Source organism: Mesorhizobium sp. USDA 4413, assembly GCF_056280365.1.
The window spans coordinates 6459192-6484641 of the sequence record NZ_JBVPRP010000001.1; the positions used below are offsets into that span (position 1 = coordinate 6459192).

General features: G+C 64.6%; 19 protein-coding genes. 8 read left to right on the plus strand and 11 right to left on the minus strand.

Going from position 1 to position 25450, the window contains the following annotated elements; genetic code table 11:
* Positions 1-3: 3 nt before the first annotated feature.
* From ACVMIM_RS31385 to ACVMIM_RS31420, 8 genes are all read right to left on the minus strand, one after another.
* On the minus strand, positions 4-1305 hold the full coding sequence (locus ACVMIM_RS31385; RefSeq protein WP_476116754.1) for an MFS transporter: 1302 nt from the start codon (positions 1303-1305) through the stop codon (positions 4-6).
* A 65-nt stretch (positions 1306-1370) separates the two neighbouring features.
* Positions 1371-1544, minus strand: coding sequence for a twin-arginine translocation signal domain-containing protein (locus ACVMIM_RS31390; RefSeq protein WP_476116756.1), 174 nt, complete (start codon positions 1542-1544; stop codon positions 1371-1373).
* Positions 1545-1863: 319 nt separating this feature from the next.
* Entirely contained in the window at positions 1864-3090 is a 1227-nt protein-coding gene (locus ACVMIM_RS31395; RefSeq protein WP_476116758.1) for a CmpA/NrtA family ABC transporter substrate-binding protein, read from the minus strand.
* Positions 3087-3689, minus strand: a complete 603-nt coding sequence (locus ACVMIM_RS31400; protein WP_476116760.1) for an ANTAR domain-containing response regulator — start codon at positions 3687-3689, stop codon at positions 3087-3089. The genes ACVMIM_RS31395 and ACVMIM_RS31400 overlap by 4 nt, the downstream gene beginning before the upstream one ends.
* A 309-nt stretch (positions 3690-3998) precedes the next feature.
* Complete coding sequence (locus ACVMIM_RS31405) at positions 3999-5330, minus strand: HlyD family type I secretion periplasmic adaptor subunit (RefSeq protein ID WP_476116761.1); 1332 nt, start codon at positions 5328-5330, stop codon at positions 3999-4001.
* Positions 5327-7045 (minus strand): type I secretion system permease/ATPase, encoded by a 1719-nt coding sequence (locus ACVMIM_RS31410; RefSeq protein ID WP_476116763.1) that lies wholly within the window; start codon positions 7043-7045, stop codon positions 5327-5329. The genes ACVMIM_RS31405 and ACVMIM_RS31410 overlap by 4 nt, the downstream gene beginning before the upstream one ends.
* Positions 7046-7073: 28 nt before the next feature.
* Complete coding sequence (locus tag ACVMIM_RS31415; protein WP_476116765.1) at positions 7074-11219, minus strand: beta strand repeat-containing protein; 4146 nt, start codon at positions 11217-11219, stop codon at positions 7074-7076.
* A 473-nt stretch (positions 11220-11692) separates the two neighbouring features.
* A complete protein-coding gene (locus tag ACVMIM_RS31420) occupies positions 11693-13186 on the minus strand; it encodes a helicase HerA domain-containing protein (RefSeq protein WP_040997401.1) in 1494 nt (497 codons plus the stop codon).
* Positions 13187-13440: 254 nt separating this feature from the next.
* On the opposite strand from ACVMIM_RS31420, the gene ACVMIM_RS31425 reads away from it, so the two are divergent.
* Positions 13441-13695 carry a hypothetical protein gene (locus tag ACVMIM_RS31425; protein ID WP_476116767.1) on the plus strand — a complete coding sequence of 85 codons (255 nt, stop codon included), beginning with the start codon at positions 13441-13443 and terminating at the stop codon, positions 13693-13695.
* A 186-nt stretch (positions 13696-13881) separates the two neighbouring features.
* On the opposite strand, the gene ACVMIM_RS31430 is transcribed toward ACVMIM_RS31425, so the two are convergent.
* Positions 13882-14367, minus strand: coding sequence for a hypothetical protein (locus tag ACVMIM_RS31430; RefSeq protein WP_476116769.1), 486 nt, complete (start codon positions 14365-14367; stop codon positions 13882-13884).
* Positions 14368-14556: 189 nt separating this feature from the next.
* Here ACVMIM_RS31430 and ACVMIM_RS31435 point away from each other — a divergent pair, with 189 nt between their 5' ends.
* Both ACVMIM_RS31435 and ACVMIM_RS31440 read left to right on the plus strand, forming a co-directional pair.
* Entirely contained in the window at positions 14557-14922 is a 366-nt protein-coding gene (locus tag ACVMIM_RS31435) for a RidA family protein (RefSeq protein ID WP_040990259.1), read from the plus strand.
* A 97-nt stretch (positions 14923-15019) separates the two neighbouring features.
* A complete protein-coding gene (locus ACVMIM_RS31440) occupies positions 15020-16240 on the plus strand; it encodes an amidohydrolase/deacetylase family metallohydrolase (protein WP_476116771.1) in 1221 nt (406 codons plus the stop codon).
* Between the two features lie 40 nt (positions 16241-16280).
* Here the strand turns inward: ACVMIM_RS31440 and ACVMIM_RS31445 are convergent, their stop codons facing one another.
* Together ACVMIM_RS31445 and ACVMIM_RS31450 are read right to left on the minus strand one after the other, a co-directional pair.
* Positions 16281-18071, minus strand: coding sequence for an NAD(P)-binding domain-containing protein (locus ACVMIM_RS31445; RefSeq protein WP_476116773.1), 1791 nt, complete (start codon positions 18069-18071; stop codon positions 16281-16283).
* Between the two features lie 89 nt (positions 18072-18160).
* On the minus strand, positions 18161-19108 hold the full coding sequence (locus ACVMIM_RS31450; RefSeq protein ID WP_476116775.1) for a MurR/RpiR family transcriptional regulator: 948 nt from the start codon (positions 19106-19108) through the stop codon (positions 18161-18163).
* Positions 19109-19383: 275 nt separating this feature from the next.
* On the opposite strand from ACVMIM_RS31450, the gene ACVMIM_RS31455 reads away from it, so the two are divergent.
* The 5 genes from ACVMIM_RS31455 (at position 19384) to ACVMIM_RS31475 (ending at position 25131) form a co-directional block, all read left to right on the plus strand.
* A complete protein-coding gene (locus ACVMIM_RS31455) occupies positions 19384-20217 on the plus strand; it encodes an ABC transporter ATP-binding protein (protein WP_476116777.1) in 834 nt (277 codons plus the stop codon).
* Entirely contained in the window at positions 20214-21062 is an 849-nt protein-coding gene (locus tag ACVMIM_RS31460; protein WP_278052169.1) for an ABC transporter permease, read from the plus strand. Before ACVMIM_RS31455 ends, ACVMIM_RS31460 begins: the two co-directional genes overlap by 4 nt.
* A 62-nt stretch (positions 21063-21124) precedes the next feature.
* The gene (locus tag ACVMIM_RS31465) at positions 21125-22297 is read left to right on the plus strand and encodes an ABC transporter substrate-binding protein (RefSeq protein WP_476116779.1); all 1173 of its coding nucleotides are present in this window, start codon (positions 21125-21127) and stop codon (positions 22295-22297) included.
* 106 nt (positions 22298-22403) lie between these two features.
* Positions 22404-23495: a Gfo/Idh/MocA family protein gene (locus ACVMIM_RS31470; protein WP_476116780.1), complete on the plus strand. Its 1092-nt coding sequence runs from the start codon at positions 22404-22406 to the stop codon at positions 23493-23495.
* A 199-nt stretch (positions 23496-23694) separates the two neighbouring features.
* Complete coding sequence (locus ACVMIM_RS31475; protein ID WP_476116782.1) at positions 23695-25131, plus strand: amidase; 1437 nt, start codon at positions 23695-23697, stop codon at positions 25129-25131.
* Positions 25132-25450: the final 319 nt, after the last annotated feature.

Genomic DNA, 25450 nt, shown 5'->3' on the forward strand with positions numbered 1-25450 from the left:
GATCTATTCGGCGGCGTAGGAAAGGGACGGGCTCTTGACCTCGGCCGCGCGTTCCATCCGGCGGATGGTGACATGCATCCAGACGAGGCAGGAGACGACGATGAGGAAGAGCAGCATGAAGCAGCTCGACCAGACGCCGGTGAGGTCGTTCAGCGCGCCGAAGGCGATCGGCAGGATGAAGCCGCCGAGACCGCCGATCATGCCGACCACACCGCCGACCGCGCCGACGCTCTGTGGGTAATAGGCCGGGATGTGCTTGTAGACGGCGGCCTTGCCGAGGCTCATGAAAAAGCCGAGCACGCAGGCGACGGCGATGAAGGCGAGCGGGCCGATCTCGACATGGAAGGGGATCGGCCCGCTGATGCCGCGCACGACATAGTCTGCCGAGGGGAGAGACAGCACAAGCGTCGCGACGGCACAAACGCTGAAGGTCCAGTAGAGCACGGTGCGGGCGCCGATGCGGTCGGAAAGTACGCCGCCATAGGCGCGGAAGATGCTTGCGGGGATCGAATAGGCGGCGCCGATCATTCCGGCGGTGGCGATGCCGAAGCCGTAGACGCCGATGAGATAGCGCGGCAGCCAGAGCGACAGCGCCACGAACGCGCCGAAAGAAAAGAAGTAGTAGAAGGCAAAACGCCAGACCTGCAGGTTCTTCAGCGGCGCGAATTCCTGCCAGAAAGTTCTTGCGGGCATCGCCTTGCCGGCGCGGCGCTCGCGGATGACCGGATCGTCGTCGGTCGTGACCCAGAACACGATCGCCATCACGACCAAGGCAGCGGCCCAGATCAGCGCCACCGACTGCCAGCCCCAGGCAAGCAGCACGAGCGGCGCCAGGAACTTGGTGACCGCCGCGCCGACATTGCCGACGCCGAAAATGCCGAGCGCGGTGCCCTGTTTCCCGGCTGGGAAGAAGCGCGAGACATAGGCGACGCCGACCGCGAAGGAGCCGCCGGCTAGCCCGACACCGAGCGCGGCGAGCAGCATCTGCCCATAGGTATGCGCGAAGGCGAGCAGGAAAGTCGCGACCGCTGCCGCCAGCATGGTGAGCGTGTAGACGAGGCGGCCGCCGTAACGGTCGGTCCAGACGCCGAGCACCATGCGCACGAGCGAGCCGGTGAGGATCGGCGTGCCGACGAGCAGGCCGAACCCGGTCTCGTTGAGCCCAAGCTCCTGCTTGATGCGCACGCCGATGATGGAAAAGATCGTCCACACCGCAAAGCAGACGGTGAAGGCGATGGTGGACATGACAAGCGCCTGCCGGGAGCTACTGTCCTGGCTTTGCGCGGCTGGGAGGTTTGCGGTCATGGTCGGCTCCGGTTTGCGGGCGTGGGAGGCGCCGCGAGTTGTGTTGGTCAGAGGCGCGGCATCGGTCAGCGCGGCGACAGCGGGCCTTGCGCGGTCACTTGCGGACCCTTGCCCTCGGTTTCGTGATTGGCCGGGAACAGCAGCAGCGCCGCGATGAACAGCGCCGCCGTCAGCGCGCTGCTCGCCAGGAAATCGCGGCGGGTGAAATCCTTGAGCGAGGATCCGATCCGTTTCGTCATCGTCGTCTCCGGTCCAAAACAAAAAAGCTGCCGTCCAGGCCTCTCGCGTCCGTACATCCGGGATCGCGTGGTGACCTGAGCGGCAGCTTTGCCTGTGGCGCCCGCCATTGGACGCCTGTTCCATTGCCCGCGAAAGGGCTCGATTATTTCAAAGCACGAAGCGTGCCAGTTTCGCGCGGAAGCTGAAACTCACGGAAAATCAACGAATTGGGAGTTTTGACCCTCGGCCACGCCGAGCGGCGGCGCGGTCAAACATTGATCAACGGCATAGACATGCAGCATAATTTTTGTGCAATGCACAAGAATGGCGCGCAAACGATCAGGTGCGTTTCTGGCCCGCGATATAGGTATCGATCCTGTCCGGATCGAAAATCTGACCGTCGAAAAATCCGTCCGGGCCGAGCATGAGGCTTGCCCCTGCCGAGCCGACCGGCGTCGCCGTCTTCAAGGCCCCTTCGACCTTGGCATTGGCGCCCGGCAGCGCCACGCCGAGCGGCTTCAGCGCCGAGCGATAAAGGTCGGGCCGGTAGCAGTCGCGGGCGATGGCGAGATTTTGCGGCGTGTGCGGCAATTGTCCCCAGCGCACCATCTGCGTATAGAACCAGAGCGCGTGGCTCTTCCAGGGAAAGTTCGCCGCCTTGTCGAAGGGCAGGAAGAAATCCTCCACGCTCCGTTCCGCGCCGCCGCCAAGCTGAAGGCGTCCGGTGAGCGCCGGCATCTGGATCGCCTCCGGCTGGCCGAGGAAAGCGGACCTCGCCATCAGCGCGGCCAGTTCGCCGCGATTCGCAGGATCCTGGCACCAGCGGGCGGAATGATGCAGCGCCCTCAAGAGCGCAGCCAGCGCGTCCGGGTTCTCCTCGGCCCAGTTTCTGCGCACGCCGATCACCTTTTCGGGGCTGTTGCGCCACAGCAGCGCCTTGACGGTGACGATGCGGCCGGTGCCTGCCGCCACGGCGGCGCTGTTCCAGGGCTCGCCGACGCAATAGCCGTCGATGCGGCCGGCCGCCAATGCATCAGCCATGAAGGGCGGCGGCACGATGACGATCTCGATGTCGCGGTCGGGGCCGATGCCGCAGGCGGCGAGCCAGTAGCGCAGCTCGTAATTATGTCCCGAGTGCGGATGCACGACCGCGAAACGCAGCGGCTCGCGACCGGAGCCAGCTCGTTCGCGGGTCAAAGCGCCGAGCGCCGCCCCGCCACGCGCCGGATCGAGATCGGCCGTGGCGCCATGCGCCGCCATGCCTTCCCACACCGAGTTGGACACGGTGATGCAGTTGCCGCCGAGCCCGAGCGAGAAGGGCACGATGGTTTCCGACGCAAGCGGCGTGAGGCCGAGGCTGCAGGCGAGCGGCATCGGCCCCAGCATATGCGCGACATTGAAATGCCCGATGGCGATGCGGTCGCGGATGTTGGCCCAGGACGTCTCGCGATTGAGCTTGAGCTCGACGCCCTCGCGGGCGGCAAAGCCCATCTCGCCGGCCGCGACCAGGACGGCGCTGTCGAACAGCGGCATGAAGCCGGCGGTGATCTCATGCGTCGTGCTCATTCGCCCTCCAGCGGGCCCAAAAGCCCTGCCGCCGTCACGAGGCTTTGGGCGATCTCGGCGATCTTGCGGTTCTGGTTCATGGCGGTCTTGCGCAGAAGCGCGTAAGCCGCTTCCTCGTTCAGACCGCGCGACTTCATCAATATGCCCTTGGCCCGGTCGACAACCTTGCGGTTCTCGAGCTCGCTGCGCGCTTCCTCCAGTTCGCGCGCCATGCGCGAGAAGGCATTGAAGCGGCTGATCGCCATGTCGAGGATCGGCTTGATGCGCTCCTTCTTCAGCCCATCGACCACATAGGCGGAGACACCGGCATCGACAGCCGCCTCGATCGAGGCCCGGTCGGAGCGGTCGACAAACATGGCGATCGGCCGTTTTACCGCGCGCGAAAGCTGGAACATGTTCTCCAGCATGTCGCGGTTCGGATTTTCGAGATCGATGACGATGACGTCCGGCTCGAGTTCGGCGATGCGCTTGGCGATGCCGGCCACGTCATGGACCACCGTGACATGGCGATGGCCGGCGTCCCGCAATCCGGCCTCGATGATCGAGGCGCGGATGCGGTTCTCGTCGATAACAAGGATAGTCAACGAACCGGCGGACATGCGCCTATTGTGCAGGCGGACCGGATTTGTGCAATGCGGCAATCGATCGGATCAGGCAGAGCCTGTTCATCCTGAATGATCGCGCCGGAATAGTTCGCACTTTCCGGCGCTTCTGCGAGCAGTACCACGCCAAGGCGGAAGGCCGGCGGCGGGCGCGGCATTGGACCGGCTGCTCGACGCCAAGCGGCTGATCGCCCGGCTCAGCGACCGAATCGCCGCCGTCTCTACCCATCGCGCGCCGCCTCCTGGCGTCAGCGCGATCGAGCCGCAACCGTGAATGCTGTGCGCAACCATAGGCTGGAGGCGCTCTCAGTCCTCCCTGAAGGCATGAGCAAAACTGTCGGCGACCGGCTGGAAGAGATATTCGAGCATGGTTCGCTTGCCGGTGACAACGGAGACGTCCACCGGCATCCCCGGATATAGCTTCACCTGCGGAAGCTTCCTGAGTTCATCGGCGCCCACCTCGACCGTTCCCCGGAAGAACGTCGCCCCGCTGCGCTCGTCGACCTCGGCATCCGCTGACACACGGGTGAGCGCGCCTTCCACCGTAGGCGTGGTTCTCTGCTTGTAGGCCACGAGCCGCACCGTCGCCGGCAGGCCGGGGCGAACGACATCGATGTCAAGCGGCTGAATCTTGACGTCCAGCACCATCTTGTCCTGGTCGGGAACAAGATCGAGGATGATGCCCCCCGGCGGTACAACTCCGCCCGGCGTGAAGTAGCGAAGGTTCATCACCACCCCGTCCTCCGGCGCGACGACATCCCGGCGCGCCGCGCGTGCGCCGGTCTTCTGAAGCGCCTTTTCGAGCTCGGCGCGTTTGGTCTGAACGTCACGAAGGTCCTCGGCGGCCTTCTTGATATACGAAAGCCGGCCATTATCGATCTGCGCATTGGCCTCGGCGACCTGCTGCCGCAGGCTTTCTATATTCGCCCGGTTCGCGTCTGCCTCGCCCTGGGCCGCGAGGATCTGCCGCTCCAGCTGGAGCACCCGCGACTTGATCCCGTAGCCTCTCTTGAGGAGTGTGCGGGCGTCCGCCAACTCTTCCCGCAGAGAGGGCAGCTGGACTTCAAAGGCCGCAACGCGCGCGGCGAGCGACGACATCTGGGCGTGGTACTGGGCGATCCGCTGCTGCCAGACCTCGACCTCCGATGCCTGCACCTTGGCCTGGTCCCGAAAGATGCGCTCCTGTCCGCCCATGGCCTCGGCGACGGCCGGTTCGCTTCGCCGGGCCGACAGGTCCGCCGGAAAGGGAATCGTGCTCAGGCGGTCGCGCTGCGCGATCAGGCGGGCTTCCCCGGCCAGCGCGGAATCGAGTTCGCCACGCACGGCATCGCGATCGGACTCCGCATCGAGCCCGTCGAGGCGGACCAGTATCTGACCCTGCTTGACCAGGTCTCCCTCCCGGACCAGGATCTCCCGGATAATGCCGCCTTCCAGGTGCTGTATGGTCTTGCGATTGCTGTCGACCTTCACCACCCCGGGCGCGACCGCCGCGCTCGTCAGCGGCGCGGTGGCCGCCCAGAGGCCGAAGCCGCCGAACAGCAGGCCGATGACGGTCAGGCCGCCGAAGACATGGGCGCGTACCGCCGGCCAAGCGGGCGGTGGCGGCGGCATTTTCAACGACAGCGCGGCTTCCGTCATGACCCAGTCCTTTCGGAGCTGACGACCCGGACCTGCGGCGCTGCCGACTGCTGCTCGGGACGGCGCAGTTGCGCAAGCACACCGTCGCGCGGGCCGAACATCTGCGGCTGGCCGTCGTTCAGCACCAGGACGCAATCGACGTTCACCATCAGCGACGGGCGGTGGGCGACGATCACCACGGTCGAACCTGCCTCCTTCATCGCAGCAATCGCCTGGTTCAGGGCTTCCTCTCCGACGGCGTCGAGATTGGAGTTCGGCTCGTCCAGCACCACCAGCGCCGGACGGCGATAGAGCGCTCTGGCGAGTCCGATGCGCTGGCGCTGCCCACCGGAAAGCACGGAACCCTGTTCGCCGATCTCGGTATCGTAGCCGTTCGGGAGCCTGAGGATCATCTCATGCACGCCGGCCATCCGGGCTGCGGCCACGATCTCGGCCGGGTCGCCCTGCTCCATGCGGGCGATGTTCTCGCGGATCGTGCCGGGAAAGAGTTCGACGTCCTGGGGGAGGTAGCCGACATATGAGCCGAAGTCGGTTCGGTTCCAGGAAAACACGTCGACACCGTCCAGCCGAACCCGGCCCTGCTGCGGCGAAAGCATGCCGACGATCAGGCGGGCGAGCGTCGACTTGCCTGCCGCCGACGGCCCGATGACCGCAAGCACCTGGCCCGGCGGCACGACGAAAGAGAGGTTCCTAAGTACGGGCTCCTTGGCGCCGGCTGGTGTGTAAGCGACAGCCTCGACCGAAAGCCGCCCTTGCGGGCGCGGCAATTCCATCCCCGGCGGGCGGAGCGAAGGAGCCTCGAACATCCGGTCCAGCCGACGCCAGGCCTCGCGCGCGGCGGTGGTCTGCTTCCAGGTGGCGATAGCCTGTTCGACGGGCGCGAGTGCGCGCGACATGATGATCGAGGCCGCGATCATGGCGCCGGGCGAGACTTCGTGGCGCAGCGATAGCCAGGCGCCGAGCCCCAGCACCGCGACCTGCAGGAACATCCGGAACGGCTTGGTGAAGGCGTTGATCAGGCCGGCCCAGTCGCTGGCCGTCGTCTGCAGCGCGAGCACGGACGCATTGGCCGCATCCCAACGCCGGGCGAGCACGCCGCCCATGCCCATCCCGTCAATGACTTCGGCGTTGCGGAAACCGGCATCCGCCGCCTGGTAGGCGCGCGCGGAATCGGCATTGGCCTGTTTGAGCGCGCCCGCCGTCAGCGCGTTGTTGGCAAGGGCGAGGCAGAAAAGCACAACGGCGCCGCCCAGCGCCAGAAGCCCGAGCAGCGGATGAAGCAGGAAGATGAAGCCGAGATAGAGCGGCATCCACGGCGCGTCGAACAGCGCCATGATGCCGCCGCCGCCGAGATAGCCACGCAGCGTGGCGAGGTCACGCAGCGCCTCGGTGCGGTAGGAGGAGCCGCGCAACGCGTTCTCAAGCCCGCGGCCCAGTACCTGCGGCGACAGCACGCGGTCGATCCAGGTGCCGAGCTGCACCAGCAGCCGCGAGCGGAAGAATTCGAGCGCGCCCATCGCAGCCAGTGCCGCCGCCGCAATCAGCGTCAGGTAGACAAGCGTCTCGACGCTGCGTCCCGGCAGCACGCGGTCATAGACCTGCAACATGTAGATCGAGGTCGAGAGCACGAGCAGGTTGATGACGAAGCTGAACCCCGCCACCGCGGCGAAACCGCCGCGGCAGCGAGAGAGGGCGATACGCAGGGCGCTGTTCATCGCAGGCACCGCGATTGCATAGAGCTGCTCAGGTCCACTCGACGAACTTGGTGTTGTCGAGCCCCAGCAACTGCGTCAGCGTCGTCACGTCATCCAGCGTGGCCACATGGACGCGGCCTCCCGTGTCGCTCCAATTTGCGTCGTGCCAGAGCTCCCCTTTGCCGGTGTCGCTGTTGAAGACAACGACGTAAGCGTTGGCGGCGCCTGCCGTGCCGTTGGTGATCTGAGAGGTAGTCTGGGCGGATTGGATTTCCACCACCTTGTTGGCGTCGCCGGGCGCGATGTTGGCGATGGCGTTCCTGTTCTGATAATCGGAGGCACTAAGCGCGGCGCCTGTGGCGGTCGCACTGGTGTTGGCCGCGTTCCAGCCGCCGGCCCCCTGTTGGAGGCCAATCGTGTGGCCCGCGACAGCGAAGTCCAGAATGGTGTCGGTGCCGTTCAGGCTCGGAGCGATCATCCGGAATTGATCATTTCCGCTGCCGCCGAGCAGCACATCGTTGCCGCCGCCGCCGCTCAAAATGTCGTTTTGCTGGCCGCCGAGCAGATAGTCGCGTCCGGCGCCGCCGTTCAGCGTATCGCCGCCATTGTAGCCGGCAGCGATGTCGCTGCCGCTTCCGCCGGTCAGCGTGTCGTTGCTGCTTCCGTTAAGCCCGACAAGCACATGAAAATCCGCGCTGGTCGTGTTGTTCGCCTGATCGGTGACAGTCACGTGGACATTGTAGTCGCCGATACCCGCATTCGATTGAGACGCCGTCAGATTGCCGGCCGAGTCAACCGAGACGTTCGACGCCGGAAGAATGTTGTTGGAGGTGGCCGAGTAGCTGAACGTGAAGGTGTCCGCGGCATCCGGATCGCCCAGCTCGATAAAATGACCCAGAAGCGCATTGTTGCCGGTCTGCGTCGGTACGAAATCGATGCCTGTCGGGCCGCCGAGATCGCTGGGGTCATTGTCGATGATCGTGCCCAGCCCTTGCGTGTCGGAGATGGTCGCGTTGGTCGGGCTGCTGAGGTTGACGTAGAATTGCTCCGTCTGCTCGAACACCGCATTGTCGACGATGGTCAGGGTGATGGTCTTGCTCGTCTCGCCGGCTGCGAAGCTGAGCATGCCGCTCAACGGATCGGGTCCGGCGCCATAGTCGGTTCCGGCCGATGCCGTGCCAGCCGCCACCTGGTAGTTCACCGTGGCCGGCAGCACCGTCGCGCCCGTCTTGGTGACCGTGAAGGTGATGGTGCCGGCCGTCTCGCTGACCGTAACGTCGTTGATGGAGAAGCTCGGCGGCGAGTCGTTGTCGTTGATCGTCACCTTTGCGGTGTCGCTGGTGTTGAGCGCCTCGAAGTTGGCGCCGCTCGTGCCGGTGATGCCGACCTGATAACTGGTGATGTCGCCATAGACATTGTTGTCGGCGATCGCGAAGGCGGTCGAGACGCCGCTGGTGGCGCCCACCGCGATGGTGACGCTGACGCCGTTGTCGAGGTTGATCACCAGAGGCGTGCCGGTGACGGCGTTGGCGACATGGGCGGTGATCGTCGCCGTGCCGGCGCCTTCGTTGACGCTGACGTCGTCCAGCGTGATCGCGGTGGTGTCGATGGTGTCGGTGACGTTGGCCGTCGCCGTGCCGGTGCCGACCACAAGGTGCTCGAAATTGCCGCCCGAAGTGCCGGTGATGGTGGCCGTCAGGTGGGAGGCGTCGACATAGACGTCCTCGCCGTTGCCCGACGCAATCGTCAGCGTGCCGGTGGTCTGGCCGTCGGCAATGGTGATGTCGCCCTGGTCGGTGTGGACCGTGGTGACGCCTTGCGAGGCATTGCTCAACGTCGCCGTGAACACATAGTTGGCAACCGCCCCCTCGGCGACCGTCGAGGCGCTGAGGTCGACCGTCGCGTCGGTCGTGGTGTCGGTGACGTTGGCCGTCGCCGTGCCGGTGCCGACCACGAGGTGCTCGAAGTTGCCGCCCGAGGTGCCGGTGATGGTGGCCGTCAGATGGGAGGCGTCGACATAGACGTCCTCGCCGTTGCCCGACGCAATCGTCAGCGTGCCGGTGGTCTGGCCGTCGCCAATGGTGATGTCGCCCTGGTCGGTGTGGACCGTGGTGACGCCCTGCGAGGCATTGCTCAACGTTGCCGTGAACACATAGTTGGCACCCGCCCCCTCGGCGACCGTCGAGGCGCTGAGGTCGACCGTCGCGTCGGTCGTGGTGTCGGTGACGTTGGCCGTCGCCGTGCCGGTGCCGACCACAAGGTGCTCGAAGTTGCCGCCCGAGGTGCCGGTGATGGTGGCCGTCAGATGGGAGGCGTCGACATAGACGTCCTCGCCGTTGCCCGACGCAATCGTCAGCGTGCCGGTGGTCTGGCCGTCGGCAATGGTGATGTCGCCCTGGTCGGTGTGGATCGTGGTGACGCCCTGCGAGGCATTGCTCAACGTCGCCGTGAACACATAGTTGGCACCCGCCCCCTCGGCGACCGTCGAGGCGCTGAGGTCGACCGTCGCGTCGGTCGTGGTGTCGGTGACGTTGGCCGTCGCCGTGCCGGTGCCGACCACGAGGTGCTCGAAGTTGCCGCCCGAGGTGCCGGTGATGGTGGCCGTCAGATGGGAGGCGTCGACATAGACGTCCTCGCCGTTGCCCGACGCAATCGTCAGCGTGCCGGTGGTCTGGCCGTCGCCAATGGTGATGTCGCCCTGGTCGGTATGGACCGTGGTGACGCCCTGCGAGGCATTGCTCAACGTTGCCGTGAACACATAGTTGGCACCCGCCCCCTCGGCGACCGTCGAGGCGCTGAGGTCGACCGTCGCGTCGGTCGTGGTGTCGGTGACGTTGGCCGTCGCCGTGCCGGTGCCGACCACAAGGTGCTCGAAATTGCCGCCCGAGGTGCCGGTGATGGTGGCCGTCAGATGGGAGGCGTCGACATAGACGTCCTCGCCGTTGCCCGACGCAATCGTCAGCGTGCCGGTGGTCTGGCCGTCGGCAATGGTGATGTCGCCCTGGTCGGTATGGATCGTGGTGACGCCTTGCGAGGCATTGCTCAACGTTGCCGTGAACACATAGTTGGCAACCGCCCCCTCGGTGACCGTCGAGGCGCTGAGGTCGACCGTCGCGTCGGTCGTGGTGTCGTGGACCGTCACCGTCGCGGTGTGACTGGTGTTGAGCTGCTCGTAGTTGCCGCCGGTTGTCGAATTGATGCTGAGGTTCAGCGTGCTGGCGTCCTTATAGACGTCGTCGCCGGGCGCAGCGAAGGTCACCTGGCCGCTGGTCTGCCCGCTCAGGATGGTGATGGTCTGGCCATTCGACAGGGTGATGGTGAGATCGCCCTGCGGTGGGTGGTCGACATTGGCCGTGACCGTGATCGAACCGCCTTCATCCACCGCCGCCGGAGCGCTCAGCGTGATGGTGGTGGTGTCCTTGTCATCGGTGATCGTGCCGACGCCGCTGTTGTCGGTAAAGCCCAGGTTGATGTTCGACCCGAGGACGTTCGTCGTCGCGCTGCTCAGCGTAACATTGAACGTCTCGTTCGCCTCCTTGTAGTAGTCGTCGAGGGTCTGCATATAGACCGTGGCCGTGGTCTGGCCGGCGGGAATGACCACATAACCGCTGGTACCCGTGTAGTCGGAACCGGCGGTGGCCGTGCCGTCCCCGGTGCCATAGTAGACCTTTATATCATAGGCATAGGCATTGCTCAGGCTGACGGTGAACTGGGCCTTGCCGCCCTCGGTAACGGACGCATCGCCGATCGAGACCGTGGGCAGCTTGAATGCCTGGTCCGCGCTCGTGTCCACGCCCTTGATGCTGTCGCCGCCGTTCACGCTCGTCGCTCGGATGCCAAGCGTGCTGACATCTGCCAGGCTCACATTGGCGGTATAGGTCAGCGTCTCGCCCTGCGTTATGAACGTGGATTTGGCCTCGCCGAGCTTTCCCAGGCCCGTGCTCGAAAGGTAATCATAGCCATCCCAGACGATGCCGGTGCCGTTCATGTTGAGCGAACTGTCCGACTTCGAAAGCGTGACGCTGCCGTCGACCGTGGAATCGCCGTCGGACCACCAGATCGCATTCAGGTCTCCCTGGCCCTGAATCGACTTGATGACGAACTGGGTCTGACCACCGCCCATGTCGACGGCCTGGACCGACAGCACGAAGCCGTTCTGACTGATAGTAAAGACTTTGATATCGCCGACAGACATGAATAACTCCCCTTTGCGAGCGCTTGCGCGCTCGCACCCCAACATTCCTATCTGGCGTGCCCCCCTTGGTCGCCGCAATCGCGGGACAGGCATACCTATATTCAGGTATATTAGGTTTTCATGATTTGGAAACCATAACGGAATATATACTGTCGCGTAATATTAACGATTCATTAGACATTTAACAAATCTGAGATCCCGCCGATCGATGCATGTGTCCCTCAAAGCGGGCTGCGATCTGGAGCGAATGACAGGCATCAAAATAAAAATTTAAAGTGCGCGGCCCGAATACGTTCCGGCGCAGCCTGCTTTGACGGCGCAACGTCGATTTCGCCGCCGCTCGGTCGCTGGCATTCTGTTGGAAATTCTATTGAACTATGTAGTGCCGCGCGCAACCAAGGCGGGCTGGCCGTCAACCAATGGCGCAAAGCTGATTCGCCAAGGCCTCGTCGGCGGCGCATTTTGATGCAAGCTCACACCCCCAGCCTGTCCTGCTCCGCGGCATTCGGATCGCCCGGCGCCGTCGCCCAGGCGAGCTCGACAAGCGTCACTGTTCGCCGGCCGACGCCGTCGATCTGGCAGACGATGAGCCCCTGCTCTTCGATATAGTCGAGCAGCCGGCGCGCGCGGCGCAGCGAGTGCGAGCCGTAGGCCCGCGCGATCGCTGCGTCGCTCGGGCATGGCCAGCCCTCCTTGGCTGCGCGTGCAATCATCATGAACACGCCCTGCATGTCCTCAGGCAACAGCGATGCGCGCACCGACACGTCCCGCCACGCATCGTCCTCGGCCATGTCGGAGCCAACGCCGGCGCGGGCGCGCGTCAGCATGCGGCGGAATTCCGAAAGGTCGGGTACTACCGAGGCAAGCCCTTCGATGCGGCAGCGGACCACGAACTCCTGGTAGAGCACGCCGATGACGCGGAAGCCGGCATCGGGCTCGGCCAGGATGGCGCGCAGGATGCGGTCCATCCGCTCGCGCCGTTCAGCCAGATCCTCGGCGCTGGGCTGCGGCTCCGCCGGGTCGGGGCGGATGTCCAGCGGCGCGGCCTTGGCCGCCATAAGCTGGTCGAGCAGGTCGGGCGACGGCCGGCGCTGCGGCCTTGCCGTCTCCGGCGGCGGCGCAGCGAGAATGATCGAGCGCGCATCCTCAAGCGCAGCTTCCGGCAGCGGCATCAGCCGCGGCGTGCCGTTGCGCGGGCTGGTTTCGGTCTGGCCGATGCGCACGCTGAGCGGGCGGCGCGACAAGGCAGGCCCAAGCGCCATGAAATGCCCGCGCTCCAGGTCGCGGAAAGCTTCGGCCTGGCGCCGCTCCATGCCGAGCAGGTCGGCCGCGCGCGCCATGTCGATGTCGAGGAAGGTCCGGCCCATCAGGAAGTTGGAGGCTTCCGCCGCGACGTTCTTGGCAAGCTTCGCCAGCCGCTGCGTGGCGATGATGCCGGCCAGCCCGCGCTTGCGGCCGCGGCACATCAGATTGGTCATGGCGCCCAGCGAAAGTTTGCGCGCCTCGTCCGAGACCTCGCCGGCGGCGGCCGGCGCGAAGAGCTGCGCCTCGTCGACCACGACCAGCATCGGATACCAATGGTCGCGCGCGACCTCGAACAGCCCGCCGAGGAACGCCGCGGCGCGCCGCATCTGGTTCTCGGCGTCGAGCCCTTCGAGGTTGAGCACCGTCGAGACGCGGTGGATGCGCGCCCGCTCGCCGGCCGCCTGCAGGCCGCGCTCCGTATGCTCCTCCGCGTCGATCACCAGATGGCCGAAGCGCTCGCCCAGCGACACGAAATCGCCTTCGGGATCGACGATGGTCTGCTGGACCCAGGGCGCGCTCTGTTCGAGCAGCCGCCGCAAAAGATGCGACTTGCCGGAGCCCGAATTCCCCTGCACCAGCAGGCGGGTGGCCAGCAATTCCTCAAGGTCGAGGGCCGCCGGCGCGCCTGCCGTGGTCTGCCCCATCTCGATTGCAACGGTCATGTCTCGATTCGGATCGTCTCCCTGCGCGCGACGGGCTTACCAACCGGAGCGCGGCGCGTCGAGCACGGCCGGTGCTCGGTCGCGCAGTGTTCCACACCTATGGGCGAGCGTTAGCCCGTCCCTATGGGCGAGCGTAAGCTCGCGAGCGGCGGCAGGCTGTCGGCAATCGCACTGGTCGGACCACCATTTCGCTGGCGCAATTCCACCATTGGCGTATCATCTTTTCAGAGAGAGTTCACAGCAGGAGGAGGCTGATGAACGTCGCTTCGGAACTGCCCGACGTGGATCCGACGGTGCAAGATGTTGTTTCGTCTGCCCTTTCGAAATTTCGCGCCGGTGACACGATCTCGACCCGCGCGATGATCGACGCCGTCCGCCAATCGGACCCCGCCTGTGAGGACAGCGACGACCATCTGGTCGAGCTGATCGTCATGGCCGCCGTTGGTAAGACCATGGGTGTCGTGTTCGACCATCGCTCGCCCGACGAGCGATTGCCGCGTCTTTCCTAGGGGGCCTACGCAAGAGCGATTGCCTGCGGCTCGCCGCGCTCCAAGGTCTGTTGAGATTCAGGTCAGGGTGAGCCGAGAATGGCGGATTCCGAGAACCGGAGCGGAGCGTACTTAAAATACGTGAGCACCGGAAGCGCAGGACGCCGCCGTTCGCAGGCCAGCCTCACCCGAATATCAACAGACCGCCTAGCCTCCCAGCGGATGCGGCATATAGCCGACAAAGCCGGCGATCTTCCAGCGGCCGCCGATTTTGCGGCAGAAATAGAGCGTCTGCCATTTGAGCCGGTCGGCGCCACCGTCGGCCTTGGCGACCGACCCGTCGAACTTCTTGTGCAGCACCGCGCGGTCGCCGTTGACGTCGATGTCGCGCATGTTGGTGACACGGAACAACGCCTCGCGCAGCGGCTCGGCGAATTTCGTCGCCGCTGTTTCCTTGGCCTGCCGCAGCCATTCGTCGCGATAGATTTCGAGCCTTGGGAACTGCAGCCGCCAGGCATCGGCGTTGGGGAGGAAATGCGCATGCATGCCGAAGAAGCTTTCGGCGATGAAATCGTCCTCGACCATCGACCAGTCCTGTCCGAGGAAGGCATCGATGTCGCGCCGCACCAGCATCTCCCACAGCGCGTGACGGTCGGCGTCGCCTTCCGGGAACGGGTTCTTGTCGAAGGTCATGCAGGATCTCCCCTCACCTCTGCGCCGCCCGACGGAGGCAACATCGAGCGCAACATGCTCACGCTTCTGTAATAAAGCAACATGGATTCCGAAAAAATGTTGCTTTCCGACATCGGCTCTAGGAGGATCGCGCCGACAGGCGTAGACGGCTATGAACGGTCCCGCTCAATCGCCAAGAGGAGGCCCACCTTGCCCAAGCAGTGCTTCGGAAAATCGCATGTTCCGCTCTCGCCCGCCGTGCGCGCCGGCGATTTCGTCTATGTTTCCGGCCAGGTGCCGGTGGGCAGCGACGGGCTTGTGGTGAAGGGTGGCATCGCCGAACAGACCGAGCAGGTGCTGCAGAACGTCAAGGCGGCGCTGGCCCTTGCCGGCTGCACCATGGACGACGTGGTGAAGACCACCGTCTGGCTGGAGGACGCGCGCGATTTCGGCACGTTCAACACCGTCTATGCGAAGCATTTCCCGAAGGATCCGCCGGCGCGGACCACCGTCGAGTCGCGCCTCATGATCGACATCAAGATCGAGGTCGAGGCCGTCGCCTACCGGCCGGTTTGATCGCTCGGTCGGATCGCGCGGTCGGATCGCTTGCGGCAATTCCAGGAAAAGTGCTTAGCGGTTTTCCGTCCGTGAACCAAACAAAGGGAGGGCACCGATGCAGTTCGATCTCCTGATCAAGGGCGGGCGCGTCATCGATCCCGCATCGGGCCTGGACGGGCAACGCGACGTCGCCATCGCCGACGGCCGCGTCGCCGCGATCGAGGCCGCCATCGACGCCGAAGCGGCGGGTGAAGTGGTCGATGCCAGGGACTGCATCGTCACGCCCGGCCTGATCGACCTGCACAGCCACGTCTATTGGGGCGGCACCTCGCTCGGCGTCGATGCCGATCGGCTTGCCGCCAAGAGCGGCACCACCACCTTCATTGATGCCGGCAGCGCCGGCGCCGGCAATTTCCTGGGCTTCCGCCGCCACGTCATCGAGCGCTCGAAGGTGCGCATCCTGGCTTACGTCAACATCTCCTTCGCCGGCATATTCGGATTCTCAAACACTGTGTCGGTCGGCGAATGCAGCGACCTCAGGCTTTGCGAGCCGCGTGAGACGGTTGCCGCGGTGCGCGAGCACGCCGACGTGGTCGTGGGCGTGAAAGTCCGCTCCGGCAAGCATGCCGGCGGGACCAGCGGCATCGCCCCGGTCGATCTCGCGCTCGAAGCCGCCGACAAGGTCGGTCTGCCGCTGATGGCGCATATCGACGAGCCTCCGCCCGGCCGCTCGGAAGTGCTGCCGAGGCTGCGACGCGGCGACATCCTCACCCATTGCTTCCGACCTTTCCCCAACGCGCCGGTCTTCGCCTCCGGTGCGGTGCGGCCGGACATGCGGCTCGCCCGCGAGCGCGGCGTCATCTTCGACATCGGCCACGGCATGGGCTCCTTCGACTTCGAGGTGGCGAAGGCGATGCTCGCCGAGGGCCTGGCGCCCGACGTCATATCGAGCGACGTGCATCTCTACTGCGTCGAAGGTCCGGCCTTCGACATATTGGTCTGCATGTCTAAGCTCGTGGCGCTCGGCATGCCGCTGGTCGACGTGCTGCGGGCGGCGACGCAGCGGCCGGCAGAGGCGATCGCCAGGCCGGAACTCGGCACGCTGAAGGTCGGCGGCATCGGCGACGTCGCGGTGCTGAAGCTCCAACCGGGCCGCTTCACCTTCATCGATGCCGTCGGGGCGCCGCTGGTCGCGGATCAGCGGCTGATCTCCAACGGCATCGTCATCGGCGGCAAATGGTGGCCGAACGAAGCGCCCGACCACATTGAGACCGAGCGTTTCGAGACCCATGCGCATCACACGCATGTCGATGTGGCGGCGAGGCATTTTCGGTAGTGATTGGCTAATCTCCCCCCTCGTGGGGGAGATTGGCTCTTCACCGCCGCGCGTTACTCGGCTCGCCATAAACCGGCGTGGCAATCCCTTCCATGCGCGCCTTGAGCTGCAGCCCAACGAACTTCGAATAGAACCTCGACAGCGCCAGATTGCCGCCATGGAACCACAGCGCCTCCTGCGCCGTCGGTTTCCACATATTGCGCAGTTCGCCCTGCCACGGACCCGGATCGCCCTTCACGCCGGAGCCGAGGCCCCAGCATGGACCGACCTTGTCGGCGACCTCGCGCGAGACGATTGCCGCAACCGTCTCGTTCATCGACTGGTAGCCGGTGCAGCAGACGATCGCATCGACTTCCAATTCGCTGCCGTCATCGAACAGGATGCCGTCCGGTGTCAGCGACTTGATGCCGACGCCGCTTTTGACCTTGATTTCGCCGTTCAGGATCAGCTCGCAGGCGCCGACATCGATGTAGTAGCCGGAGCCTGTCCGGTAGGCCTTCATCAACAGCCCGGTTTCGTCCTCGCCGAAGTCGATGGCAAAGCCGCTGTCGCTGAGCCGCTTGTAGAAATCCGCGTCGCGCTCGCGGATCACATCATAGAGCGCGCGCTGGCCCTTGGGCACCAGCGCGAAGGGCGTCGAGGCGACGATCATGTCGGCCTTGTCGGTGGTGATGCCGCGCGCCAGGGCCTTCTCGGAGAAGATCTCGAACCCGACCTCCATCAGCGTGTCGGATTTCACCACCGTCGTCGGCGAGCGCTGGACCATGGTGACCTTGGCGCCGGCTTCCCATAGGTCGACGCTGACATCGTGGCCTGAGCTTGCCGCGCCGATGACGGCGACGCGCTTGCCGCGGAATTTTTCGCCGGTCGAATATTGGCTGGAATGCAGGAGCTCGCCCTTGAAGCCGTCTTTGCCCGCGAGCTCGATCTGCCGTGGCGGCCCGTAGGCGCCGGTCGCGAAGACGATATGCTTCGGCTTCAGCGTGATGCGTTGGCCGACCCGGTCGACCACCACGGTCCAGACCTTTTCGGCCTCGTCATAGGCGGCGCTGATGCATTTGGTGGCGACCCAATAGTTCAGCTCCATGACGCGGGCATACATTTCCAGCCAGTCGCCCATCTTGTCCTTGGGCGTGAAGACCGGCCAGTTTTCCGGGAACGGAATATAGGGCAGATGGTCGTACCAGACCGGATCGTGCAGCACGAGCGAGCGGTAGCGGTTGCGCCAGGAATCGCCGGCGCGCGCATTCTTTTCGATGACCAGCGTAGGCACGCCGAGCTGCCGCAGCCGGGCGCCCAGCATGATGCCGCCCTGACCGCCGCCGATCACCAGGCAATAGGGCTGCTCATGCACGCCGAGATCGCGCGCCTCGCGCGCTCTCGCTTCCGTCCAGGTCTCGCGCTCGGGATCGGCCTTATGGCGGATGCCGAGCGGCCGGGCCGGGCCCTTCCGCTCCTCGAAACCCTTGAGCTCGCTCGTCGCCGTGAACAGCGTGCGGCAGCGGCCATTCTTGAGTCGCAGGATGCCCTCGCCGCGCGCCACCGCCGTCTCGAATGTGAACCAGGCCTCGATGATGCCGTCGTCGACGCCCGGCTCTCCGGCCAGATGCCAGTGCGAGGGCTGCGTCGAAGACAGCGTCGCCTTCAGCATCTCGCGGATCGCGGCCTGTCCCTCCATGGTCTTGATGTTCCAAGTGAAGGTCAAAAGATCGCGCCAATAGCCATCCTCCGCGAAGAGGTTCGTGGCCGCATCGATATCGCCGGCATCGAGCGCCCGGCCGAAAGCGCCGAGCCAGGTGGCCGCCTGTTGCGATGGTGCGATGTCGAGCATTTGTTCTTGGTTCCTTTTTTCAGTTCGAATTCCTTGGCGGCGGCGCCTCAGCCTTCCCTTCTCCCACAAGGGGGAAGGAAGAACCCGTCTCAATCTCCCAGCGGCTCCATCTCCTTGCCTGTCCGATGGATCTGGGCGTTGTATTTGATCCGGCGCACGGTCTCGCGCGCCGGGCCGTCGATCCTGTAGGCGGTCGCCACCGCCAGCAGATCGATGGCCGCGAGGAATGCGTAGCGCGAAGCGGTCGGCTTCAGCGTGTCGGGATATTCCGGAACCGCCATCGTCAGTCGCACGTCACAGACACGTGTCAACTCGGTGTCGGGCGCCGTCACGCAGATCGCGTCGGCGCGGTAATGCTTGGCGAGCTCGACCGCCTCGATCACTTCGCGCGTGCGGCCGGTTGCCGAGATCGCAATGACCAGATCGCCGGGCTTCAGCGTTGAAGCGGTCATGCGCATCAAATAGGGATCGCATTGCGCGCTGATTGTGATGCCGTAGCGGAACAGGCGGTATTGCGTTTCCTGGGCCAGCGCCGACGAACTGCCGCCGAGGCCGAACACCGTCACCTGCCGCGCCTTGGCGATCAGTTCCGCCGCTTTCTGCAATTGTCCCGGATCGATCTGCCGCTCCGCCTCCTGCAGCGCCCGCCGCGCCTCGCCGAACACGGCGTTCCAGAACGGCATGCCGCTATCGCTGTTTACGGGTTGCGGCTTGGTGGCAAGATAGAGCGCGCCGACGACCAGGCTCTGCGCCAGCTTCAGCTTGAAGTCACGCACGCCCTCGCAGCCGATGGCGCGGCAGAAACGGGTGACCGTCGGCTCGCTGACCCCGGCTCGCTGGGCAAGCGCGGCATTGGAAGCGTCGACCGCATATTTGACATCGTCGAGCACGACATCGGCGACGCGGCGCTCGGCAGGCCGCAGCTCCGCATAGCTGTCCTTCACCTGCGAGATGATATCGGGAATGCGCCTAACATGGTCATGCCGGTCGCTATCCTCATCGGTCATTCGCAACGCCTGGCTGTCGGCTTCGGTCATTGGCCAGTCCTCCCCAGCCCGCTTCGGGACCTGTCATCTTCGCGATTATCGGCCCGCTGACCATAGGCAATCAACCGATACGAGTATGTAGGAAAGTAACAAGCACTGCAAGTGATCATAAAACCAATAAAAACCGGACCCTTAGATAAGAGCTGATTGAAGCTGATTGCTTGCGATGTCTGCCGCCGCTTGACAGTAAAGTAGGATAGTTACAGACTGATTTCGCGGACAGATGGGCCTTCCGGCAACGCATCGCGCAGTCTCCGAGGGGGAGCATGAGTACGGCAAGCGCAAGAACGCCAAAGCTCGGCGTGCAGGCAGCGACGAAGGTCTATCAGACGGGCTCCGGCGACCTCCTGGCGCTGGATCGCTGCAGCCTCGATGTGCACTCCAACGAGATCGTTTCGATCGTCGGTCCCTCCGGCTGTGGCAAGACCACGCTGTTGTGGTCGATGTCGGGCCTGCATCGCCTGACAGCCGGCTCCATTCTGCTCGACGGCAAGGAGATCACCGGCCCGCGCCCGGAGATCGGCATCGTCTTCCAGGAAGCGAACCTTTTGCCCTGGCGCAACCTCGACGCCAATATCAACTTCCCCTTCGAGATCAAGGGCGAGAAGCCCGATCGCGCCTGGATCGCGCATCTGCTCAACCGCGTCGGGCTCGACGGTTTCGGCGGCAAGTTCCCGCGCGAGCTTTCCGGCGGCATGCAGCAGCGCGCCGCGATCGTGCGCGCGCTGGCGCTGAAGCCTTCGGTGCTGCTGATGGACGAGCCCTTCGGCGCGCTCGACAGCTTCACCCGCGAGGAGATGAACCGCCTCGTCGAGGAGATCTGGCTCGACACCAAGACCACCATCGTCTTCATCACCCACAGCATCGAGGAGGCGATCTTCCTCTCCGACCGCGTGGTGGTGCTGACCACACGTCCGGGCCGCGTCGCCAAGGTCTACGATGTGCCGTTTCCGCGGCCACGTTCGCTGGAGATCATGGCGACCAAAGAGGTCTTCGACCTCACCAACAAGGTCAAGATGGACATCGTCGGCGAGCGCCGGCCGAAGGCCCAGGAACAGCCGGAGCATAAGAGCGCTGAAATCGTGAGGATCAGGCCGTGAGCGGGGGCGACGCCATTCCGGAATTCTCGAAGGCCAAATCGGGAGATGGGCAGGACGTCAGCCTGACCAACCTGTCGGCTTTTTCCAGCGGCCCCGGCATCAAGTCCGGCGCAGAGGTGGCGGCTATCCTCGCTGTTGCCGTGGTAATCATCGGCGGCATCGAGCTGGCGCTGCGTATCTTCCACGTGCCGCAATACATCATGCCGCCGCCGAGCTCGATCGTTTACGCCTTGTTCGACGAGTTCCCGCTGATCGCCCCGCATCTCGGCTATACGCTGGTCGAGCTTGTCTCGGGCTTCGCCATCGGCGCCGTCGTCGGCCTGGTGATGGCGGCGGTGATCACGCAGTTCCCCTTTGCCGAGAAAATCGTCGCTCCCTACATCCTGATCCTCGTCACCACGCCGATGCTGGCGCTGGTGCCGCTGCTCATCCTGCGCTTCGGCTTCGGCTACACGCCGCGCATCATCGCCGTGGCGCTGGCAGCCGGCCCGATGGTGATGATCAACGCGGCCACCGGCTTCCGCCGCGTCGACAGCGCCAAGATCGCCTTGGCCCGCTCCTATGGCGCGAGCACGCTCCAGATCTTCTGGAAGATTCGCGCGCCGATGGCGCTGCCGATGATCCTGGTCGGCCTGATGATCGGCGCGATCTTCGGGCTCTTGACCGCCGTCGGCGCCGAGATGGTCGGCGGCGGCTTCGGCCTCGGCAACCGGCTCACCTCATATTCGTCGATGATCCAGATGCCGCAATTCTTCGCGGTGGTGCTGATCCTGTCGACGCTCGGGATCCTGATCTACGTGCTGTTCTTCCTGATCGGCAAGAAATGGGCGAGTTGGGAGACCTAAAGACGAAAAAAATGAATGCCCGGGAGGCGGGCTAAGGCAGCAATCAACAAAAGGGGAATGCCATGACCAACGACAATCCGATCCATTCCAGCGTCCCGGCCGGCATCAGCCGCCGCTATTTCCTGCAGGTGACGGCAGCCGGCGTCGTGACCGCCACCGCGCTCGGCGCATCCGGCCTGAAGGCGAGAGCCGCGGCCTATGAAAAATTCACCTGGATCTCGCCGCGCGGCACGCTCGAAGTGCTGGACGACTATCCCTACTGGTCGGCGAAGAAAGCGGGCTATTTCGGCGACCTCAACACCGACATGCAGCCCGGCCCATCCGACGGCACCGCGACGGTGAAGTTCGTCGATGTCGGCCAGGCCGACATGGGCTTTCCCTCTCCCGGCGTCTTCTCCTTCGCCATCCAGAACGGCATGAAGCTGAAGTCCGTCTTCCACATGGGCGCGCGTGACACCTTCAGCATCGCTTTCCGCAAGGGCCAGGGTACCAAGAACCTTAAGGATCTCGAAGGCAAGACCATCCTGCTCGGCTCCGCCGCCTGGCAGGCGATCGTCGATCCGCTGCTTGCGGCTCAAGGGGTCGACATCAAGAAGGTGAAATATGTCGAGGCCGGCTGGCCGACCTGGGGCACCGCGCTTGCTGGCGGCCAGGGCGATGCAGCACTCTCCTGGGAAGGCTTGCGCGCCGAATGGATCGCCAAGGGGCTCGATTTCGAATACTGGCTCGGCGTGCAGAATTCCAAGCTGCCGGCCAACACCTTCGTCGTGCGCACCGCCGACCTCGAGGATGCCGACAAGAAGGCATTCCTGGAGAAATACCTGCGCGGCTGGGCGATGGGGCTCGAATTTGGCTACCAGAACCCGCGCGCCGCGGTCGAGGCCGTGTTCGAGCAGTTCCCGACGCTCGCCAAGAATCTCGGGCCGGAACTCGGCACAACCTCGATCCTACAGCAGATCAACGTCTTCCGCGGCGACATGGACAAGCGCGGCGGCTGGGGTTCGCACGACATGGCGAGCTGGCAGGGCTTCTTCGACGAGATCCTCAAGATCGGCCAGATCACCGCGCCGGTGAAGGCAGAGGATGTCTGCACCAACGACCTGATCCCGGCCGCCAACGACTTCGACAAGGCCAAGGTCAAAGCCGATGCCGAAGGCGTGAAGCTGTCGGAAGGCTTTGCAGCCCTCGACGTCGAGAAGATCAAGGCGCACCTGTTCGACTCGGCAGTGAAGTGAGGGGCTGGCTCCTTTCCTCTCCCTCCGGAGGGGGAGAGGAAAGGGCCGGGCAATGAGCGGTGATCGATCGCCGCCCATGATTGAATCAAGAATTAGGGAGGCTGACATGGCCGACAAAGTAAGAATCCTGGTGATTGGTCTGGGCAACATGGGCGCCTCGCATGCCAGCGCCTATCACCGCTCCGAAGGCTTCGAGATCGTCGGCATCATGAGCCGCTCGATCAAGAGCAACAAGAAGATCCCGAAGGAACTGGCCGGCTATCCGCTCTATGAGGATTTCGACTTGGCGCTGAAGGAGACGAGGCCGGACGCAGTTTCCATCAACAGCTGGCCGAACACGCATGCCGAATATGCGCTGAAGGCGATTGCCGCCAACTGCCATGTCTTCATGGAAAAGCCCCTCGCCACCAACATCGCGGATGCCGAGAAGGTGGTGGCCGCCGCGCGCGCCAAGAACCGCAAGCTGGTGCTCGGCTACATCCTGCGTGTCCACCCGTCTTGGATCAAATTCATCGAGATCGGCAAGACGCTCGGCAAGCCGCTGGTAATGCGCCTCAACCTCAACCAGCAGAGCAGCGGCAGCGCCTGGCACTGGCACAAGAACCTGATCGACTCGCTGATCCCGATCGTCGATTGCGGCGTGCATTACGTCGACGTCATGTGCCAGCTGACCGGCGCCAAGCCGGTGCGCGTGCACGGCATCGGCGCGAAGCTGTGGGCCGAGGCCGACAAGCAGAATTACGGCCATCTGCACGTCACCTTCGACGACGGCTCGGTCGGCTGGTATGAGGCGGGCTGGGGTCCGATGATGAGCGAGACCGCCTATTTCGTGAAGGACGTGGTCGGCCCGAAGGGCGCCGTCTCGATCGTCGCCGGCCAGTCGGGCAGCGGCGCCAAGGATGCCGAGGAGGTGTCCGATTCCGCCGACATCGACCGCCACACCAAGACCGACGCGCTGAAGATCCATTATGCGCAGGTCGACGGCGACAAGAATTTCTCCAAGCCCGACGAAATCATCAGCATGGAGGACGAGCCCGGGCACCAGGAACTTTGCGACCGTGAGCAGGCCTTCTTCCTGCGCGCCATCCGCGAGGACCTCGATCTCAGCGAGCAGATGGATGCGGCGGTCAACAGCCTGCGCATCGTGCTGGCGGCCGAGCAGAGCATCGCGGAAAAGCGCACCGTCGAGTTGGCGTGAAGGTTCCCGGTCACCGGTCGCGCCAGTCCCCTCATCCGGCCGCTTCGCGGCCTTCTTCTCCCCGGGGCGGGGCGAAGAGGGAATGCCGGCGCTGACAATCTCCTCTCCCCCGGGGAGAGGTCAGCCGAGCGAGGCGGAGGCTGGGTGAGTCCACCGAGCCATTCTCAGCCTTCGGCTAGGACCTAACGGGAGGAAACACATGGCCGCGATTTCGGAGAGCCTGCTCGAGACCTACACCGCTTCCGACGCCTTGGCGCTGGCCGGCCTGGTGAAGCGCGGCGAGGTTTCTCCCGGCGAGCTGGTCGAAGCGGCGATCACCACGATCGAGCGCCTCAACCCCTCGCTCAACGCGGTCGTCCATCGCCTCTACGACATGGCGCGCGCCCAGGCGGCGACGGTGGACAAGAACGCGCCCTTTGCCGGCGTGCCTTATCTGCTCAAGGAACTCGCCTCGTCCTGGAAAGGCGCGCCCAACACCAACTCCTGCTTCTACCTGAAGGACTTCGTCGCCGATTCCGACAGCGAGGTGGTGCGCCGCATCAAGGCGGCGGGCCTGGTGCTTGTCGGCAAGTCCAACGCACCGGAAAACGGCTGGTCGATCACCACGGAACCGAAACTCTACGGCACGACGAAGAACCCGTGGAACGAGGGCATCACGCCGGGCGGCTCCAGCGGCGGCGCCGCCGCCGCGATCGCTTCGCGCATGGTGCCGATCGCCGAAGCCAGCGACGGCGCCGGCTCGATCCGTGTGCCGGCATCCTGCTGCGGCATCGTCGGGCTGAAGCCGTCGCGCGGTCGGGTCAGCCTCGCGCCCTTCGGCGACTATTGGTATGGCGGCGCCTATTTCCTCTGCTGCTCGCGCACGGTGCGCGACACCGCCGCCTATCTCGACGCGGTGGCCGGCGGCCTGCCCGGCGACGCCTACACGCCGCCGGTTCCCGGTGACAGTTGGCTCAACGTCTCCGCGCGTGCACCGAAGAAACTGCGCATCGGCTTCACCGTCACGCCGCCCAACGGCACGGCGATCGATCCCGAAGTCAAGGCGGCCGTGCTTTCCACGGCTGCCGCGCTCGAACGCCTCGGCCACGACATCGAGCAGCACGACATGCCGCTCGATGCCGACGCCGTGTGGATGACCTATACCGATATGACCTGCGTACAGACGGCCGCCACGTTCGACTTCTTGGAGACGCTGGTCGGCCGGCCAGTCACCCCGAACGATGTCGAACCGGTGACCTGGGCGATCATCCAGCGCGGTCGCGCGACCAGCGGCATCAAGCATATTTCCGACGTCGAGCAGTTGAGGCTGATCGGCCGCGACATCGTCGGCGACCTCTACCCCTATGACATCTTCATCACCCCGACATTGACACAGCTGCCGCGTCCGCTCGGCTACTACGACATGTCGGAAACCGACCTCGACCGCTACAACGCCAAATGGGGCGACGCGGTTTTCAACTTCCCCTTCAACATCTCCGGCCTGCCGGCGATCTCGCTGCCGCTCGGGCAATCGGCCGGCGGCGTGCCGATCGGCGTCCAGCTCGTCGGCCGCTATGGCGACGAGGCGACGGTGCTGGCGCTGTCCACGCAACTTGAAGAGGAGATGCCGTGGAAGGACCGGCGACCGGCGCTCTGAAGCGCTTGAGGCATCGGCGCAAGGGAAGCGCCTTTCTCGGCTGCATGGCGCACTGGTTCACCCAAGGGCCCGGGCCAAAACCCCTATAGAATTCCTATATCTTTCCCATCCTTCCCGTCTCGAACCTTTATGGCGGTTGGGTCCATATCTTCCTTTGAAAAGCGCTTCGATCGCCGCAGCCAAGGTGGCGTGCGTCCGCGCGCCGTTTGAGCCCGCAAACACAGACAAGGAAGACCTGCAATGGACCTCATAGTTCTCGGGATCGGGGTTTTGTTCTTCGTCCTGTCCTTCGCCTACGTCAAAGCCTGCGACATGATCT

Excerpts from the sequence above, each read along its gene's own strand:
- ACVMIM_RS31385 (WP_476116754.1), bottom strand. The coding sequence starts at position 1,305 with ATGACCGCAAACCTCCCAGCCGCGCAAAGCCAGGACAGTAGCTCCCGG.
- ACVMIM_RS31390 (WP_476116756.1), bottom strand. The coding sequence starts at position 1,544 with ATGACGAAACGGATCGGATCCTCGCTCAAGGATTTCACCCGCCGCGAT.
- ACVMIM_RS31395 (WP_476116758.1), bottom strand. The coding sequence starts at position 3,090 with ATGAGCACGACGCATGAGATCACCGCCGGCTTCATGCCGCTGTTCGAC.
- ACVMIM_RS31400 (WP_476116760.1), bottom strand. The coding sequence starts at position 3,689 with ATGTCCGCCGGTTCGTTGACTATCCTTGTTATCGACGAGAACCGCATC.
- ACVMIM_RS31405 (WP_476116761.1), bottom strand. The coding sequence starts at position 5,330 with ATGACGGAAGCCGCGCTGTCGTTGAAAATGCCGCCGCCACCGCCCGCT.
- ACVMIM_RS31410 (WP_476116763.1), bottom strand. The coding sequence starts at position 7,045 with ATGAACAGCGCCCTGCGTATCGCCCTCTCTCGCTGCCGCGGCGGTTTC.
- ACVMIM_RS31415 (WP_476116765.1), bottom strand. The coding sequence starts at position 11,219 with ATGTCTGTCGGCGATATCAAAGTCTTTACTATCAGTCAGAACGGCTTC.
- ACVMIM_RS31420 (WP_040997401.1), bottom strand. The coding sequence starts at position 13,186 with ATGACCGTTGCAATCGAGATGGGGCAGACCACGGCAGGCGCGCCGGCG.
- ACVMIM_RS31425 (WP_476116767.1), top strand. The coding sequence starts at position 13,441 with ATGAACGTCGCTTCGGAACTGCCCGACGTGGATCCGACGGTGCAAGAT.
- ACVMIM_RS31430 (WP_476116769.1), bottom strand. The coding sequence starts at position 14,367 with ATGACCTTCGACAAGAACCCGTTCCCGGAAGGCGACGCCGACCGTCAC.
- ACVMIM_RS31440 (WP_476116771.1), top strand. The coding sequence starts at position 15,020 with ATGCAGTTCGATCTCCTGATCAAGGGCGGGCGCGTCATCGATCCCGCA.
- ACVMIM_RS31445 (WP_476116773.1), bottom strand. The coding sequence starts at position 18,071 with ATGCTCGACATCGCACCATCGCAACAGGCGGCCACCTGGCTCGGCGCT.
- ACVMIM_RS31450 (WP_476116775.1), bottom strand. The coding sequence starts at position 19,108 with ATGACCGAAGCCGACAGCCAGGCGTTGCGAATGACCGATGAGGATAGC.
- ACVMIM_RS31455 (WP_476116777.1), top strand. The coding sequence starts at position 19,384 with ATGAGTACGGCAAGCGCAAGAACGCCAAAGCTCGGCGTGCAGGCAGCG.
- ACVMIM_RS31465 (WP_476116779.1), top strand. The coding sequence starts at position 21,125 with ATGACCAACGACAATCCGATCCATTCCAGCGTCCCGGCCGGCATCAGC.
- ACVMIM_RS31470 (WP_476116780.1), top strand. The coding sequence starts at position 22,404 with ATGGCCGACAAAGTAAGAATCCTGGTGATTGGTCTGGGCAACATGGGC.
- ACVMIM_RS31475 (WP_476116782.1), top strand. The coding sequence starts at position 23,695 with ATGGCCGCGATTTCGGAGAGCCTGCTCGAGACCTACACCGCTTCCGAC.